Source organism: Dyadobacter sp. 32, assembly GCF_902506755.1.
Lineage (GTDB): Bacteria > Bacteroidota > Bacteroidia > Cytophagales > Spirosomataceae > Dyadobacter.
Window position 1 is genome coordinate 6,315,425 of sequence record NZ_LR735258.1, and the last position, 16,357, is coordinate 6,331,781.

Below are 16,357 nucleotides of genomic sequence, written 5' to 3' on the forward strand. Positions count from 1 at the left end.
CTTTCACTCCATTCAATTGAATCCTTTTTGATATTTTTCTGAAATTACACCTTGTTCAACACCGAACAAAAAGTGTTCGATTCTGAACGTTTTCTTTAAACGATTTGGTATTATTGGTTTGATTGTCAATGATTTATAAATGTTGGTGCTGGTTGGTACGATAATACAGGTAAAATCATTGTTTACCACGACTAATTGATAATAGCGCAAAGCCAATAGCTCACTGCCAACAGCCATGTTCAAAAACTACCTGAAAATCGCCTTCCGTAATATCTGGAAAAGTAAAGGTTATGCCTTTATAAATATCGTTGGACTCTCAGTGGCATTCTGCGTCAGCGTTTTTCTGTTCCTGACATCCTACTTTCAGTTAACGTTCGACGATTTTCATGAAGACGGGGATAGGATTTACCAGACCTATTTCTTTTCCAATAATCCTGAAAAAGTTGAGAAGTCAGGTTCCATGCCCTTCCCGATTACGCCTGCTTTGAAGTCGGAATTTCCAGAAATTGAAGCGGTTGCAAGAATTGTGAATTCCAGTGATGTTGTTGAATACAAGGGCAAGTTCTTCGATAAACAAGTTAAATTCACAGAGCCTGATTTTTTGAAGATATTCTCATTCCCATTCGTCAAAGGTAACCGGGAGTCTGCGCTCGCTGATTTGAGCAGTATTGTAATTACTGAGAATATGGCGAAGGCAGTTTTTGCTAATGAAGACCCCCTAGGACAGTTTTTGCAATTGGGATTGGCTGGGAGTAAAAAGCAATATATCGTTACGGGTGTGCTGGCCGACGTTCCAGAAAATTCGACAATCAGATTTGATGCTTTTGTACGATCTGAAAATTACAGAGGCTATCAGGGAGAAAAAGATGCCTGGGACTCACATTCGCATCAGGTTTATTTAAAATTGGGAGCAAATACCAGTCAGGCTACTTTTGAGCAACGCCTTAGACCTTTTGCCCGAAAATATTTTGCTGGTAATATAGCGGCTCTTAAAAAACAAGGAGCTAAGGCGGATGAACGGGGTGACCTATTTGCCTTAAGATTGCAAAAATTGAAGAATATCCATTTTGACACGGACATCGCAGGTGGCGGTGGAGCAGCACCCAAAGCGCTGGTGTACGCGCTGATGGGCATCGCATTTTTTATACTGCTCATTGCCTGCATCAATTTCATTAATCTCAATGTGGCAAGGTCGTTTATCCGAGCCAGGGAAGTTGGCGTGCGGAAATCCCTTGGAGCACTCAAAAATCAACTTTTTGTGCAGATATGGGGAGAAGCTGCCGTTATTTGTTTTGCCGGGTTTTTGGTGGGAATTGTACTGGCAATCCTGTTGCTCCCTACTTTTAATGCCACTTTTCAGGCAAAACTGAGTCTGGGCTTTATGCTTCAACCAGATAAGATTGCTTTAATTCTGGGGTTGTTTGTTCTGGTTACGATGTTAGCCGGGGGGTATCCTGCCTGGCAAATGTCCAAATTCAATGCCGTGGAGGTTTTGAAAGGAAAGGTGACGATGAAGAAGCCCGGTATTCTTCGTAATACATTGATCATTACTCAGTTTTCCCTATCAAGTCTTTTAATATGCTGTACCATTATAGCTGTTCAGCAGGTCAATCACCTGAGGAATCAGCCGTTGGGTTTTCAAAAAGAGGAGGTGATCAGTATTCCTGTCGGAAACAAGATTAACGGTAAAATAGCCATGCAGCGAATAAGAAATGTTCTGGTCAGTGATCCAAATGTTCTCGCCATTTCGGGGAGCGGGGTTAATCTTGGGCTTGGTCTTGACAGAAGTACTTCCCGGAGCGTAATGGGTTTCACATACAAGGAAAAGGAGATTTCTACAGACTGGCTTGGTGTAGATTACGATTATCTCAAGACATTAAATATCAAACTTTTGGGTGGACGCGAGTTTGATCCAGCCTATCCTGCCGATTCTTCCGACCGCGTTATTATCACGGAGAGTATGGCTAAAATGATTGGAGAGCCTAATCCCGTAGGGAAGTATTTTCAAACGGATACGGCTGGTGCCAAAATCCAGATTATCGGACTCATTCCGGACTTTAATCTGTATTCTGCAAAAAATGACAAGAAGCCGATCACCATTTATCTGAACAATACACCGGGCTATATTTTTGTGAGAGTCACACCGCAAAGTTTGTCCAAATCCATGGATAAGCTCAGAACTGTTTGGAAAGAGATTACGCCGGAATCGGAGTTCCAGGGCTCTTTCATGGATGAGAATACCAACAATTGGTATAAAGAAGAACAAAGGCTTTCAAATGTTTTCAGCCTCGCTTCGGGAATCGCCATCGTGTTGTCCTGCCTTGGGCTGTTTGCAGTGGCGCTGATTGTGATAGAGCAAAGAACCAAGGAAATCGGTGTGCGAAAAGTATTGGGAGCCAGTATTCCAAACCTTGTTTTTGTATTGTCTCAGGATTTTGTAAAACTGGTTGTCATCGCCATTCTGATCGCTTCACCACTAGCCTGGTTTTTTATGCAAAAATGGCTGGATAACTATCCTTATCGCATTGAAATCAGCCCTTTGGTTTTTGTCGGGGTAGGCATCTCTGCGATTTTTGTCGCCGTTGCGACCGTTAGTTTTCAGAGTATAAAAGCGGCATTGATGAACCCCGTTGAGAGTTTGAAGTCGGAATGAAAATTGTCATTTGCCGTCACGGGTTGGAAACAATACCTGACTGAAAATGACAACTCCTGACTCTTTCCTTCTTTTCTTCCAATCACCTTACAGCCATGATCAGAAACTATTTCATTACTTCATTACGAAACCTTCGTCGTAACTGGAATTTCACAGTAATCAATGTGATTGGTCTCACGCTGGGATTAGCCTGTTGTTTGCTGATTTTCTTTACCGTGCGGTATGAAACCAGCTTTGACATGCATCACCCGGATGTTGATCAGTTATACCGGTTAATCAGGTATACGAAGGAACGTGGGGACAAAGGTTATTCCCAGGGTATGCCACTACCAGTACTTGCTGCGCTGAAAAGCGATTTTCCGGAAATCAAGGACCAGATCACTTGTACTTATGCGATGCGGGAAACTATGATTACGACTACGGAAAACGGCATTAAAAAGAAGTATGAAGATCCGCAATATACCGTTTCTTTTGTCGGACCGGAGTATTTTAAATCACTGCATTACGAGTGGCTGAAGGGTTCTCCATCTACGTCTTTGAATAATCCGGGGTCGGTAGTATTGGCTAAAAGTCAGGCTGAAAGATATTTTGGAAAGGCGGGCGCAATGGGGAAGACAATAAGAGTGAATAATCACAGAGATTTTGTGGTAACCGGCATTGTTGCTGATCCACCCGCTACCACAAATTTCCCGTTTCTTACGATGCTGTCGTTCTCCTCTCTCAAAGATTATGGTGCGTTTACCAATTGGGACGACTGGGTTTCTACTTATGGAGGCGGACAAATTTACCTTAAACTACCTCAAAGTGTTAGTGAGCAACAGTTTGAAAAACAATTGCTCACTTTCAATAAAAAATACTTTGATGCCAAAACGGCTTCCGAAACTGATTTGTTGCTCCAGCCTGTCAAGGAGATTCATTTTAACACCAAAATGAGTAATTACACGGGGCGTACCATCAGCAAAGGAATGATCTGGACCATGGTATTGGTAGGTATTTTTATCCTGATTGCAGCTTGTGTGAACTTCGTGAATTTGTCGACGGCTCAAGCATTGCGACGTGCGAGGGAAGTGGGTGTTCGAAAAGTGCTGGGAAGCACCCGGGCACAACTGCTACGTCAGTATTTTTCGGAGACAGGGGTCATCACTTTTATTTCCGTAGCGCTGGCCATGACTGTGTCCCAGCTTATTCTGCCCTATGTTGCGTCAGTGCTTAACATTACTTCCAAGGACGTTCTGTTTTTTACAGACCCCGTCGTGATTACTTTCCTGACTTTTCTTGCCATTGTTACCACGTTGCTTGCGGGTTTCTATCCAGCCATGGTGGTTTCTGGATTTCAGCCCATCCTGGCTCTGAAAGGAAAATTGAAATCGGGAGGGAATGGGGAGGCAAACCTTCGCCGGGGACTGATAATACTTCAATTTACCATATCCCAGGTTGTGCTGATCGGGACCGTAATTGCTTACAGCCAGATGAAGCATTTCAGAACGATGGACGTGGGTTTTGAAAAAGACGCCATTGTAAACGTGCGTATCCCGGAAACAAACTTTGAGAAAATGGATGCATTGCGAGCCAGGCTATTGCCGGAGGCCGGTATTCAGTCCATGACTTTCAGTGCCTTTACACCCATGTCACAGAGCAACTGGCAAACAGCATTTAAGTTTGAAAATGACTCGGAGTTCCTCAACTTTGAAGTAGTAATGCGTCCGGCCGACACAGCTTATGTGAAAACCTATGGAATGGAAATAATTGCTGGACGCATGTATCTGCCTGCTGATACCATTCGGGAGTACGTAGTGAACGAAACTTTTGTGAAAGCAATGGGTATGAAAAACCCGGAGGAAATACTGGGTAAAAGAATGGCCATCGGGGGCTCGGAAGTGAAGCTGCCCATTGTAGGGGTGGTCAAAAATTTCAACACGTATAGCTTACACAGGGAGATCATACCTTGTGTGCTCACCTCCAAAAAGGACAATTACTTCAACCTCGGAATCAAGCTTGGAAAGAATTCGGATAAAGCCATTATTGAGCGCATCGAGAAAGCCTGGTCGTCGGTTTATTCGGATTATTTGTTTAAATACACCTTCTTTGACGAAACGCTCAACAATTTTTATGAGAAGGAAGAAAAGCTTTTTTCCTTATTCCGTATTCTGGCGGGTATTGCCATTTTTATCGGGTGTCTCGGTCTTTATGGCGTCGTGGCATTTATGGTCGAATCCCGCACAAAAGAAATGGGAATTCGTAAGGCAATCGGAGCTACCGCTTTCAATATTTTGAGCCTTTTTTCCATAGATTTTGTAAAACTGGTGACGTTATCACTTGTTGTTGCCTCGCCACTGGCATGGTATGGAATGAATGAGTGGCTGAAAGATTTCAGTTATCGCATAGAAATAAGTTGGTGGATATTTGTCCTGACGGGGATTTCCGTAATGGCCATCGCACTGATAACCATAAGCTTTCAAAGTATAAAGGCTGCATTTATGAATCCCGCTGAGAGTTTGAGAAGCGAATAGGAGGAGTTCGAATACACGTTTTTAGCAACTATAACTCATAGGCAATCAATAGATAAGCGCGTCTGATCACGGACTTTAAATCGCTGTATGGGGATATTCCATTAGTCATTTCATACCGTAAATTAAAGGAAGTCTTTTTGACCTGAGTGGCAACCCCAAATACTATACCCTGCTCATGTTTACGAGTGTCATTTATAGCTTTTCCGCGGGTTCCGTTGTTCCGTTCAGTGCTTTCTAAATAGTTTTTTTGCCAGATTATGAATGCGTTGGAGATGCCCGCGCTTAGAAACAGGTTGAATTTATTGTCAACTACTTTGTAACTTACAAGGTTATTGAACTTTAAATAGTTTAAACTGAACATCGTTTCTGACCTTTGCAATGCCCCATTGCTTGTCAAAAATTCGATATTTTCTTTTGATTTAAGAAATGTAAGCAAAGCCTCATTGTTCAGAGACAGTTTTTTACGGGTTCTGGCGAAAGTAAGATTCAGAAAACCACCGACGGTTGGTCGGTACGAAGGCTTGAAGTTGGTTATGTAAGGTCCATAAAAAATATCACTACCCCTGAACTCTAATTTGGATCTGGTAAAGCCGGCAAGAATGCCCGACTTTATTGAAAGCTTTTCTGGTTCAGGGTTGAATGTGGGATTGGCCCCCGTACAATCGTAATATTTTTTTACTACTGATGACAGAGAAGTCAGTTCATATTTAAGCGAATTAATTTTTAAAGAAGCGCAGTCTCCGAGGTATTTTTGAAGTTGTTGCTTGTAGGTTTCTACCTCAATAATTTTTGATACATCCCCTCCGGGAGTATACTTGTGGAAAATGAGTGGTTCAAATTTTGAATCTTCATAGATATAAAATTGCCGCCGGATGTCATTTGTTTCCAAAGAGTAGAGGCATTTAGTGCCTTCAACAATTTTGCGTAGAAGCGCTGTCACAGGTATCATTTTAGGTGTGGGCGAACTGGAAAGATCGTTCAGGTTGAATGAGCTCACATTTGTCATTACATTAGCCTTGACGTAAGATTCGTCTTCGACCTTGAAAGCAACGATCTGACTCATATCATAGTTACTGCTGCCCCCCTCAGGTGTCGTCTTAAACTCAATAGTGATAGGGTTTTTCGCCCAATTACGTCTGTTAATTAACCCATGGAGCGTGTCTTCCTTTTCAACAACGACGTAGCCTCGTTGAAAATTCTTCTGAGCGAGCAGAACGGAAGAATTAGAAATGGTTAGCAGCAAGATGATGGCGGGTAAATATAATCTCATGAAAGTTTATTACGAGGGTACCTTAGTTTAGATCGGTCGCCTTTTCGGGCAATTGGCGTAACTTTGCAAATATATCATTAATGAATACTGGTGACAAAACAATTATTTCCTACCGCCATATTTTAGTATGAATAAATACCTACGCACTCCGCAGGTTGTTTGCGGGAAAAATAAAACATGGAGCCACACGGCAGAAAAATTTTTAAAAAAAGGACAGCAGGTTCAGTATCCAGTCAGCGAGACTGAGTCCCAACAGCCGGAGGAAAATTTCTGTGGTAGATTTAAGTTGCGCAGATCTAATTTTGGGTATGTAGTCAGATCATCGGTCAAATATCAGGGATGTTTATCGAGGGCTTCAACTTCCGCGGGTCGAAGTTTTAGAAATTACCAATGAATACAAATTTTTGGACGAAGAATTGATTGATATCCTAAATCTGGAACAGTATTACCGTTATGATTATTTCAGATCTTTCAATTTTAGCTTGAATTATAAGTTTGGAAAACTGAAAGACGCGATTAAAAAGAACAAACGTGGTATCCGAAACGATGATGTACAGGGTGGGAATTGAATTTAATTCTTTGATTCACATAAAGTTTTTTAACGGTTTTGGATGCATATCTCAACACGGATATACCATTTCTGATCACCTTACCATCCAATCCCATAGTCCTCCCCATGATTGCTCGATCCGCCCCAGAAGCTTCCGTGCTGCCAGTCAAAATAGATGGCGTTGATGGGGCCACTGGTTCTTGGCTGGTAGGTGAGTTTGTAACCCATTCGCGATAATTCTTTCCGGGTCCAGGGCGGCATAGCCTCATTGAGGATGAGTCCGCCAGGTAACTTTTCATGTTCCCCAAAGGTGCTGTACATTTGAAGCGTTTTAAAACTCGGCGCTTCGGTAGATTCCTGAACGGTCATTCCGAATTCAACGATGTTTAGAAAAAATTGCAGTAATAGCTGATCCTGTTCGTCGCCAGCTTGCTTTGCAAAAGACAGAAACGGTTTGCCATCCATTAAAGCCAGGCTCGGCGTTAGCGTCACACGTGGACGCTTTCCGGGTTCCACTACATTGAAAGGGTTTTCCCGGGCATCCAGTACGAACGATTGCATGCGCTGGCTAAGACCAACACCTGTATTTCCGGCAATACAGGCAGGTACCCAGCCGCCGCTTGGCGTGATCGATACCACCCAGCCTTCCTCGTCAGCAGCTTCAACAGATGTGGTTCCGGCGGTGAACTCTTCCAGATATTTTCCGTCCAGGCCATGCTTATTTCTATCCAAAGATGCGTGAAAATTGCCCCAGGATTTGATCTGTTCGGTATAGGGGTTCTTTTTTTCTTCAAAAGGGTAGGGGTCGCCGGGCAGAACCTTTGGGTCATTCATTTCCCAATTGATGAGTTTGATACGCTCCCGTGCATATTCCTTAGACAGCAGGCCCTTCATGGGTTCTTCCGGCGCGAAAGCCGGATCGCCATAATAAAAATCGCGGTCAGCAAAGGCTAGGTTCATCACTTGATACATGGTATGAATGTACTTTGATGAATTGTATCCCATACTTTTGAGGTCGAAGTTTTCAAGCATATTCAGTGCCTGCAGCATAACGGGCCCCTGTGTCCACTGTTGCATTTTGTAAACTTCAATTCCCTTGTAATTGGTCATCAATGGTTCCTCAATTTTCACCTTCCAATTGGCCATGTCCTTTTCGGTAATCAGCCCGCCCTGTTCCTGGCATGCTCTTGCAATTTCTTTGGCTATATCGCCCTTGTAGAACCGGTCATAAGCTGCATAGATTGCTTCCTTCCTGCTTTTGCCATTTTTCAAAGCCAGCTGCTCCGTGTCAACCAGTTTTTGCAGGGTGGTGAGCAGGTCTTTTTGAACAAAAATTTCTCCAGCATCAGGTGCTTCTCTTTTGTTGCCGTAGTGCGGAAGGAATACTTTTTTGGAATACGGCCAACCCTTTATCAATGCCTTGTTATTCTCGATGGCGTTGGCGGTTTGTCCCTCAATGGGGTAGCCTTCCGCAAGCTGCATGGCCGGTTTTAAAACATCCTTCAGACTCATTTTTCCGTATTCGGCCAGCATGGTCAGAAGGCCTCCGGCTGTTCCTGGCGTTGTAGCCGCCAATGGACCGTACTCTGGCGGATATTTCATTCCCTTATTCTTAAAAAAATCGGCGGTTGCACCTGTTGGAGCTACGCCCATTGCGTTGATTGCTATGACTTTTTTTGTTTTTGGATTGTAGATCAATGCCTGTGTTTCTCCGCCCCAGCTCAGCACATCCCACATGGTGCAGGTAGCTGCAAGCATCGCACAGGATGCGTCAATCGCATTGCCACCCTGGCTGAAAATCATCGCACCAGCTGTTGCAGCCAAAGGTTTCCCGGTAATCGCCATCCAGTGTTTGCCGTGAAGTGGCGGTTTTTGGGTGGTTACAGGAAAATTGTTGAAAGACTGGGCCAGTGTATAACCTGTAATACATAGAAGCAGAAGAATGGAGTATAAGCGTTTTGGTTTCATCACGTTTGGCGGATCAGAAGATATGGAAATGGTGCTTTTAAAACTCAAAATGCATTGAACCACCTTGGTTCTCAGTCGTTCTTAGCTGTATAAAAGTAGCGAAAAATAAAGAAAATCATGACTTGGGTTAATTCCCTCTGGTCTGTCGATTTGTTGCAAATATAATCGGGGAGGAGATCTTTGTGTGAAATCAATTGTTTTAACCTGATCACAGAAAGTATAAGATTCGCCAAACCTGATTTGTTCATCCCAATTGAGAGTAATCTTTTTTACGTACACTCCATGTCCGGATTATAATAGGATGAAAATTGAGAGTAAGGGCCCATTACTCGTTAATAGTCGTATATCTTTACATTTGGATATTTAAATTCTGTTCAGTTGAAGCAGTCGTTGAAATCAAATGGATTTAAGCAGTAAAAAGAATTCCTACCTTTCCGTTGAAATCGGGGGCACCAAATTGCAACTGATCGTTTATACAAAAGGTGGCGAAGTGTTGAAACGTTGGCGGTATAACGTGATCAAGGAGCTGGGAGCGGCAGGGATACAGGAACAGATCAGGCAGGGAATTGAAGAAATAAGGAATGAATTTGTAATCATCGGAACCGGAGTCGGTTTTGGAGGTCCGGTAGACCGGCATTCTGGTGTCATTGGTGTGTCGCATCAAATAGGCGGGTGGTCAGGTTTTCCACTGGCAGCATGGCTGGAAGATCTTACAGCATCGCGGGTGCAGATTGAAAACGACGCTAATGTGGCTGCGTTGGGCGAGGCAACGTACGGGGCCGGACGCAATTACGATACGGTTTTTTACATGACCATTGGAAGTGGCGTGGGAGGTGGGTTGGTGCAGAATGGCACACTTTATCATGGCCGATCGCAGGGAGAAAGTGAAATTGGGCATTTACGATTGACTGAAAACGGTACCACGCTGGAAAGCCTTTGTGCTGGCTGGGCCGTGGATTCCCAAATAAGGGAGGCGGCCGCTCACCATCCGGATAGCATTATTTCCAGACTGACAGCAGATGAAAAAGGTGGTGGTGAGGCGCGCTTTCTGGCCCCGGCATTAACTCAGGGTTGTGAAGTAGCTGCGGAGATTTTGCAAAATCTTGTTGCCCGGTTATCTTTGGGGTTGTCGCACGTGGTTCATCTGTTTAATCCGGATATAATCATTTTGGGTGGAGGTATATCCCTGATCGGTGAGCCGCTCCGGTTTGGTGTAGCACAAAAACTACCTCATTTTGTGATGAAAGCCTTGCATCCAATGCCCCGAATAGCACTCGCAGGCCTTGGTGAAGATGTTGTTCCGATGGGTGCATTGGCTTTAAGCATCAGTATTGAATCGTAATTATTTTACCAATTTATTTATATGGAATCCTACATCAAAAACTATTTCCAAAAGCAGCAGGATACCCTAGCAGGTATTCCAGCCGGTCAAATTTCTGAGATTATTGAAAAATTTAAAGAAGCACTTAAGAGCGATCGCCAGATTTTTGTTATTGGCAATGGCGGGAGTGCTGCCAATGCAAGTCACTTTATAACTGATTTGGGAAAAGGTGCATCCGATAAAACTTACAGACGGTTTCGCTGCCTGTCGCTGAACGATAATGTCAGCTGGATGACAGCATTGGGAAATGATTATAGTTATGAAGAGGTGTTCTCCCGGCAACTAGCTAATTTCGGTCGTCCGGGTGATATTCTTTTCAGTATGAGTGTAAGTGGTAATTCGCCGAATCTGGTAAAGGCTCTTGAAGCAGCCGATGAATTAGGCATGTACACCATTTCACTGGTAGGTGGTAAGGTAGGAGTATTGGGCGAGAAATCAGATCTGGCTGTTGTTATCGACGATCTGCATTACGGTCGCGTGGAGGATGCCCACATGGGAATATGCCATGTCATTTGCTATGCATTTATGGAAAATGAGGCGCTGCAGAAGGAAAATTAGATTTCTGAGCCAGGTTCACTCAGGATAGGGTGGACCTGCTTCTCTTTTGCATGCAAGCATCATCTCTTGCTGAGGCCAATCCATCAATTTTCTATAGAAACCGGCGTTGGCCCGGGTGACTGATCGGATCACAACTTCCCTACCTGAATCTCCACCCTCCTGTTTTTGACTTTGTTCTCCTCGGTATCATTGGGCGCTATGGGTGCGTCCGGACCTTTGTAGGTCAGCGAGATCTGCTGTGGCTGCACACCTTTCTTTTTCAGATAATGCGCCACAACCCGCGCACGGTGTTCAGAGAGCATGAGGTTTAAATCTCGCTTGCCTACATTATCGCTATGGCCGGTTATCCTTGCTTTCGCATCCCGCTGACTTCTGAGAAATTCTGAAATGGAATCCAGCGTCAACTTAGTTTCCTGTCTCATCTCATAGCTGCTTTGGTCGAAATGGAGCGTGCGGTTTTGAAAAGCGTTCACTATATTATTCACTGGCATTACAATTTCCTTCATTGATTCCGGTCCGCTCACATGGATGGATTTGAAATTCAGCCCTGGTTTAATGGTATAGCGCTCACTGCTTAAAGTGGTGTTGCTGCCCGTGTGGACCGCATTTAGGGTTTGCTCACCAAGAAGTGCGTTTTCAAACATGATCTCTTTCCATGGGCTTCCCTTAAGGTATGGCAGCCACGCAGAGCCGGAACCCTTACTGCGGTATTCGATGGGTAAACTGTCTGGAGCATTGAATGTCATTGACACAATCGGCAGCACCACCTTCTGGAGTTTTATTTGATAGATCACTTCGCCTGTGCCGGTGTTTTCTGATTTGAGACTGCCTTCATAATCCTGAAAGCCTGCTGAAGTGACTTTCAAGTCAATTTGATCAAGCTCTCCTACAAATGACGCGGTGGGCGCGCTGGTGGAGTCGGTATCGAGGCAGTAGGTGCGTCCTGTACGCTTAAAAGTAAGGCAGATTTTGGCGGTCAGTGCTTTACCCAGATAGGCGTCCCGCACCTGGAAATTCGACTTGGGAATATCATCAGCTTGTTCCAATACCTTTTTGCCTTTGGATAAGCCATTTAAAGGCCTGGCAACTTGCTGGGAATCGAGTGCTATCATTTTGAAATAGATGCGAAAGCGATCCTCCTTTTTTGTCTCACCCAGGAAATGAACAGGCGTTGTGATGGTTCGGTAACCTTTCGACTCGAAAGTAAGGTCGCTGGTAGAAACAGAAATGGGTATATCAAACAATCCATTTTCATCGCTTTCCCCCACTACCACATTCCTTTCATCGACTGTGGCAATCACCCGCGCTTTCAGATCAATACCCGTAGCCATATCCCAGCAGCTGCCGTAAATCCTGAGACTGTCGTTTGGTGCTCGTGACAGTTCTACCTGTGGCGCAGAGGTGCTGAGGGTTAGTAAAAATAGGAGAGAAAACATGGCTGATAGAAAATAGGTTTCCGTTTTTTAAAATGAAGATAGGATTTTGTAAACCCTGATTCACGTAAAACTAATAAAATAGTTGAAAGGCCGTGTTGATTAATACTAACAACATCTTACTCTGATTTTATCCGCGGTTGCAAAACAGGTTGCAGTACTTGGCGATACGCTACAAGGTCTGCAAACTGATGCAGTGGATGCTTTTATTTTTCCATATGTACAAATTGGAATGATATTTTTAATGACAAAACCTTTCACCAGCGATATCCTTGACAGTCAACAAAACACACGATCTTATGAAAGCGATTAAAATAATGATGATTATCCTCGCAATGTCAGCCCCTGCGTTTCTTTTTGCTCAATCGGAGTCGGGAAGTCATCAAACTTATCAGAGGAAGACTGTAAGGAAGTCAACAAAGCACCTGACGCGTAAAGACAGTCTAAAAACCAAGGAAAATGCACCCATATTGAACGACAACGGGACCTCGAGTACCACTGGTACCATCGACGGGCGAAGTAGTACGGGCCGACCCGGAGCAGACACACTGACCAGTTATTCGGTGAGAAAGAAGAAAACGACTGTAAAAACGGTTGATGGTACTTCTCCCGAAGCAGTAAAAAGTAGGAAGAAGAAGGATTAGTATGCCTATACATTCCGTGAACGCCTATACGTGACTCAGCGGTAATCAATCGCTGTGTTTTTTAGCTTTTTTCTTTGGTTGTAAATAACCTCCAAACTTTCGATCAATTCCATCCATTCTGTATACAAAATCCTCCGTTTTGTATACCCCTGATAGATTTCTGTTTGCCAATTTTGTACTGTTGAAATTTTGAATCAAATCATGATTAATATGAGCAGTATAAAGAAAGTAAATCTTGGAAGTCAGGGTTTGGAAGTGCCCGTTGAGGGGCTTGGGTGCATGGGGATGACCACCATCGCGGGAGGAAATATTTATGGAGTTGCGGACGAAAAAGAATCGATAGCAACCATTCACAGGGCGTTGGAACTGGGCGTGAATTTCTTGGACACAGCTGACCTTTATGGTCCTTTACTAAATGAAAGACTTATCAGCAAAGCCATTGCCGGAAACCGTGGAAAATATATCATCGCTACCAAATTTGGCTATGAAGTCGATGATGACGAGCAGCTGACCTGGCGTATCAATGGCCGGCCGGATTATGTTAAAAAGGCCATTGACCGTTCCCTTAAAAATTTGGACACCGATTACATCGACTTGTACTATCTCCACCGCGTGGATCCGGAAACGCCGATTGAAGATACCGTTGGCGCGATGGCGGAATTGGTGCAATCGGGCAAGGTAGGCTACATTGGTTTATCCGAGGTTTCCGCCGAAACACTACGTAAGGCTCACGCCATTCACCCCATCAGCGCAGTACAAACTGAGTATTCACTATTTGAGCGCAGCCCTGAAGAGAATGGTCTTTTTGATGCTGTTCGTGAGCTGGGAATCGGTTTTGTTTCCTATTCGCCACTGGGTCGCGGCTTTTTGACCGGCGATCTGAAAACGCCTGACGATTTCCCGGCCGATGATTTTAGAAGGTCCATTCCTCGTTTTCAGGGTGATAACTTTTACAAAAATCTTGAACTGGTCAAGGCAGTGCAGTTGCTTGCCGCAGAAAAGAATATAACCGAATCTCAACTGGCGATTGCATGGGCAGTCGGAAAGGGAACTGTTCCTATTCCTGGAACGAAACGTGTCAAGTATCTGGAAGACAACGTGGCAGCAGCAAGTGTCACTTTATCTCCCGCCGAGCTTGAAAAATTAGAATCAATTGTACCAGTGGGAATCATATCAGGCGACCGCTATGACCAGACTTCGATGGCAGGAGTGAACCTGTAACATGCGGACGTGTAGATTCTTGCCAGTCAAATATTGAAAATGATTTTAATCAACAGGAAAATGCCAACTTTATCCGGCACTTTCCTGTTTTCGTGTAAAGTGTTCAAATGAAAAACGACAGTCCTTACATCATCCACTCCCTTTCAGAGTATAGTCGCATTATGCAACTGCCTCAGCCAGAGCATCCGCTGATTAGCCTGATTGATTTGAGCTGTAACAGAAGCTTCCCTGACTTACCAGGGGACAAACTGATTCATGACTTTTACAGTATTTTTCTCAAAAAAAATATTGACGGACGGCTGGGCTATGGGCGTAAATATTATGATTTCAGTAACGGCGTGTTGGGGTTTTCTTCGCCAAAACAGGTTTTTACGATCAACAGACTTATCAATGTCTCGGAGATCAGTGGCTGGATGTTACTCATTCATCCGGATTTTATTCAGAAATATCCGCTGATCAAAAAAATGACGGAATATGGTTTCTTCTCATACGAGATGAACGAGGCGTTGCACCTTTCCGAAAAAGAAGAGACCGTCATTGAGCGAATTATCGGAGATATTCGTACCGAATACCAGCAGCCTATCGACGCATTCAGTCAGGATGTGATCGTTTCCCACATCGAAGTTTTATTGAATTATTCAAATCGGTTTTACAACAGACAGTTTATTACCCGTCGTCATTCGGAACAGGAGCCGATTGCCCGTTTTGAAGCGTTGTTAACTCAGATTTTGAATGACGATCATCTAACACAGTTGCCGACGGTGGCTGAACTTGCCGCTAAATTGAATGTTTCGCCGCATTACCTGAGCGATATGCTTCGATCGGTCACAGGACAGAATGCGCAGCAACACATTCACAATGGACTCATCGAGAAGGCCAAGGAGATTTTACTTACAACCAGCCTGAGTATTAACGAAACGGCCTTTAGGCTGGGGTTTGAGTATCCGCAATATTTCAGCCGTTTATTTAAAAGCAAAACGGGGGTCACGCCGGCAACTTTCAGGAAAAAGGTTGTAAGTAACTAGCATGAATAATAACCGCAGGATAGCTCAATCCTGTCCATCGCTGTCTCTTAGGAATCAGGATGAGCAAGTATGGATTGAGTAGATTAATCAGATAATTTCAATAATCAATATTGATATTATTTGTTTAATCTAAAATTCATACAATGTCATTTACGGTGTTTGTTAAAATCTGTTGGGGCAGTATTTGGAAGTCAACACCGTTTTCAAAAAAATCAGAGCCCTGCATTTTTCTCCAATTCCCTGAAATCTTCCCTGACTGGTGTAAAGCAGTCCAAAACCTTACACTCTGTAAGTGCTACAGCTGAATGCGGCGTCCAGGACGGAATGTAGGCGGACATTCCCGCTGTCAGTAGCTTTTTCTCCCCGTCAATATTGAACTCCAGCTCGCCTTCGAGCACGTGGCACCACTGTTCGTGGACATGGCTGTGCACCGGTAAAATGATCCCATCCTTAATCGTGAACCGGCAATATGTGGCTTGGTCAGAATGCGCAATTGTGCCGGAAATTCCTTCCCAGATCTTTACGATTTTTCCTGAATTATAATCTACAAATGGCATGGATAATGATTGTTTTGAAGTATAACATTACCAACATCAGGATGCCGCTGAAAGTTTATAGTCCTATATCGAACAGAATACTGTTCGGAAACGGACAATATTCTGTTCAGTAAATTGGTTTAATTTATTGAAATTCAAATAGTTATTGTACTTGTCAGTCTTTGGCTTACTATTTGATCAGCAAAAATGGAAAATATACGAATGTATGAAACGAACCTATCTGGGAGAGTTTGAAGAAATAGTCCTGCTGACCGTAGCGGTAATGGAAGGACAAGCTTATGGCGTGGCGCTTATGCATGAAATTGTGGAACAAACCGGCCGGGATTTACGATTGAATCAGGTGCATTCGGCCTTACAGCGATTAGAGGAAAAGGGGATGGTGAAGTCAATACTCGGGGAGCCTACCGCGGAACGTGGCGGGAGACGAAAACGGCTGTTTACGGTAACAGCTTACGGGCACCGGACTTTACAGGAAATTCAGGAGGTCAGGGTGAGTTTCTGGAACCGGCTGGTAAATCCGTTTAAGCTTGTTGTACAGGAGAATACGGCGGTGGGATAAGGGCAGGGGGAACCTGCCACCCCAAGCC

At 44.0% G+C, this 16,357-nt stretch carries 13 protein-coding genes; 8 read left to right on the top strand and 5 right to left on the bottom strand.

Annotation, left to right across the window (positions count from 1 at the left end; translation table 11 throughout):
* Positions 1 to 12: 12 nt before the first annotated feature.
* Entirely contained in the window at positions 13 to 237 is a 225-nt protein-coding gene (locus tag DYADSP32_RS25870) for a hypothetical protein (RefSeq protein WP_149240052.1), read from the bottom strand.
* Between DYADSP32_RS25870 and DYADSP32_RS25875 the strand changes: the two genes are divergently transcribed.
* Both DYADSP32_RS25875 and DYADSP32_RS25880 read left to right on the top strand, forming a co-directional pair.
* A complete protein-coding gene (locus DYADSP32_RS25875; protein WP_149240051.1) occupies positions 236 to 2,653 on the top strand; it encodes an ABC transporter permease in 2,418 nt (805 codons plus the stop codon). The genes DYADSP32_RS25870 and DYADSP32_RS25875 overlap by 2 nt on opposite strands.
* 95 nt (positions 2,654 to 2,748) lie before the next feature.
* The gene (locus DYADSP32_RS25880) at positions 2,749 to 5,163 is read left to right on the top strand and encodes an ABC transporter permease (RefSeq protein ID WP_149240050.1); all 2,415 of its coding nucleotides are present in this window, start codon (positions 2,749 to 2,751) and stop codon (positions 5,161 to 5,163) included.
* 28 nt (positions 5,164 to 5,191) lie between these two features.
* Here DYADSP32_RS25880 and DYADSP32_RS25885 read toward each other — a convergent pair whose 3' ends face one another.
* Positions 5,192 to 6,433, bottom strand: coding sequence for an outer membrane beta-barrel protein (locus DYADSP32_RS25885; RefSeq protein WP_149240049.1), 1,242 nt, complete (start codon positions 6,431 to 6,433; stop codon positions 5,192 to 5,194).
* Between the two features lie 649 nt (positions 6,434 to 7,082).
* Positions 7,083 to 8,951 (bottom strand): gamma-glutamyltransferase, encoded by a 1,869-nt coding sequence (locus DYADSP32_RS25890; protein WP_149240048.1) that lies wholly within the window; start codon positions 8,949 to 8,951, stop codon positions 7,083 to 7,085.
* Positions 8,952 to 9,351: 400 nt separating this feature from the next.
* Here DYADSP32_RS25890 and DYADSP32_RS25895 point away from each other — a divergent pair, with 400 nt between their 5' ends.
* A complete protein-coding gene (locus DYADSP32_RS25895) occupies positions 9,352 to 10,293 on the top strand; it encodes an ROK family protein (protein ID WP_149240047.1) in 942 nt (313 codons plus the stop codon).
* Between the two features lie 21 nt (positions 10,294 to 10,314).
* A complete protein-coding gene (locus tag DYADSP32_RS25900; RefSeq protein ID WP_149240046.1) occupies positions 10,315 to 10,890 on the top strand; it encodes an SIS domain-containing protein in 576 nt (191 codons plus the stop codon).
* 128 nt (positions 10,891 to 11,018) lie between these two features.
* On the opposite strand, the gene DYADSP32_RS25905 is transcribed toward DYADSP32_RS25900, so the two are convergent.
* Positions 11,019 to 12,326 carry an OmpA family protein gene (locus tag DYADSP32_RS25905; RefSeq protein ID WP_149240045.1) on the bottom strand — a complete coding sequence of 436 codons (1,308 nt, stop codon included), beginning with the start codon at positions 12,324 to 12,326 and terminating at the stop codon, positions 11,019 to 11,021.
* Positions 12,327 to 12,622: 296 nt separating this feature from the next.
* Between DYADSP32_RS25905 and DYADSP32_RS25910 the strand changes: the two genes are divergently transcribed.
* The 3 genes from DYADSP32_RS25910 to DYADSP32_RS25920 all read left to right on the top strand — a co-directional run bounded on the left by DYADSP32_RS25910 (position 12,623) and on the right by DYADSP32_RS25920 (position 15,213).
* Complete coding sequence (locus DYADSP32_RS25910; protein ID WP_149240044.1) at positions 12,623 to 12,967, top strand: hypothetical protein; 345 nt, start codon at positions 12,623 to 12,625, stop codon at positions 12,965 to 12,967.
* Between the two features lie 210 nt (positions 12,968 to 13,177).
* A complete protein-coding gene (locus DYADSP32_RS25915; RefSeq protein ID WP_149240043.1) occupies positions 13,178 to 14,188 on the top strand; it encodes an aldo/keto reductase in 1,011 nt (336 codons plus the stop codon).
* Positions 14,189 to 14,295: 107 nt separating this feature from the next.
* Complete coding sequence (locus DYADSP32_RS25920) at positions 14,296 to 15,213, top strand: helix-turn-helix transcriptional regulator (RefSeq protein WP_149240042.1); 918 nt, start codon at positions 14,296 to 14,298, stop codon at positions 15,211 to 15,213.
* Positions 15,214 to 15,425: 212 nt separating this feature from the next.
* Here DYADSP32_RS25920 and DYADSP32_RS25925 read toward each other — a convergent pair whose 3' ends face one another.
* Positions 15,426 to 15,770, bottom strand: coding sequence for a cupin domain-containing protein (locus tag DYADSP32_RS25925; RefSeq protein WP_149240041.1), 345 nt, complete (start codon positions 15,768 to 15,770; stop codon positions 15,426 to 15,428).
* A 205-nt stretch (positions 15,771 to 15,975) separates the two neighbouring features.
* Here DYADSP32_RS25925 and DYADSP32_RS25930 point away from each other — a divergent pair, with 205 nt between their 5' ends.
* Positions 15,976 to 16,329 (top strand): helix-turn-helix transcriptional regulator, encoded by a 354-nt coding sequence (locus tag DYADSP32_RS25930; protein WP_149240040.1) that lies wholly within the window; start codon positions 15,976 to 15,978, stop codon positions 16,327 to 16,329.
* Positions 16,330 to 16,357 lie beyond the last annotated feature (28 nt).

Bases quoted from the DNA above. Each gene is read 5' to 3' on its own strand.
- DYADSP32_RS25875 (WP_149240051.1), top strand. From the start codon at position 236: ATGTTCAAAAACTACCTGAAAATCGCCTTCCGTAATATCTGGAAAAGT.
- DYADSP32_RS25870 (WP_149240052.1), bottom strand. From the start codon at position 237: ATGGCTGTTGGCAGTGAGCTATTGGCTTTGCGCTATTATCAATTAGTC.
- DYADSP32_RS25880 (WP_149240050.1), top strand. From the start codon at position 2,749: ATGATCAGAAACTATTTCATTACTTCATTACGAAACCTTCGTCGTAAC.
- DYADSP32_RS25885 (WP_149240049.1), bottom strand. From the start codon at position 6,433: ATGAGATTATATTTACCCGCCATCATCTTGCTGCTAACCATTTCTAAT.
- DYADSP32_RS25890 (WP_149240048.1), bottom strand. From the start codon at position 8,951: ATGAAACCAAAACGCTTATACTCCATTCTTCTGCTTCTATGTATTACA.
- DYADSP32_RS25895 (WP_149240047.1), top strand. From the start codon at position 9,352: ATGGATTTAAGCAGTAAAAAGAATTCCTACCTTTCCGTTGAAATCGGG.
- DYADSP32_RS25900 (WP_149240046.1), top strand. From the start codon at position 10,315: ATGGAATCCTACATCAAAAACTATTTCCAAAAGCAGCAGGATACCCTA.
- DYADSP32_RS25905 (WP_149240045.1), bottom strand. From the start codon at position 12,326: ATGTTTTCTCTCCTATTTTTACTAACCCTCAGCACCTCTGCGCCACAG.
- DYADSP32_RS25910 (WP_149240044.1), top strand. From the start codon at position 12,623: ATGAAAGCGATTAAAATAATGATGATTATCCTCGCAATGTCAGCCCCT.
- DYADSP32_RS25915 (WP_149240043.1), top strand. From the start codon at position 13,178: ATGAGCAGTATAAAGAAAGTAAATCTTGGAAGTCAGGGTTTGGAAGTG.
- DYADSP32_RS25920 (WP_149240042.1), top strand. From the start codon at position 14,296: ATGAAAAACGACAGTCCTTACATCATCCACTCCCTTTCAGAGTATAGT.
- DYADSP32_RS25925 (WP_149240041.1), bottom strand. From the start codon at position 15,770: ATGCCATTTGTAGATTATAATTCAGGAAAAATCGTAAAGATCTGGGAA.
- DYADSP32_RS25930 (WP_149240040.1), top strand. From the start codon at position 15,976: ATGAAACGAACCTATCTGGGAGAGTTTGAAGAAATAGTCCTGCTGACC.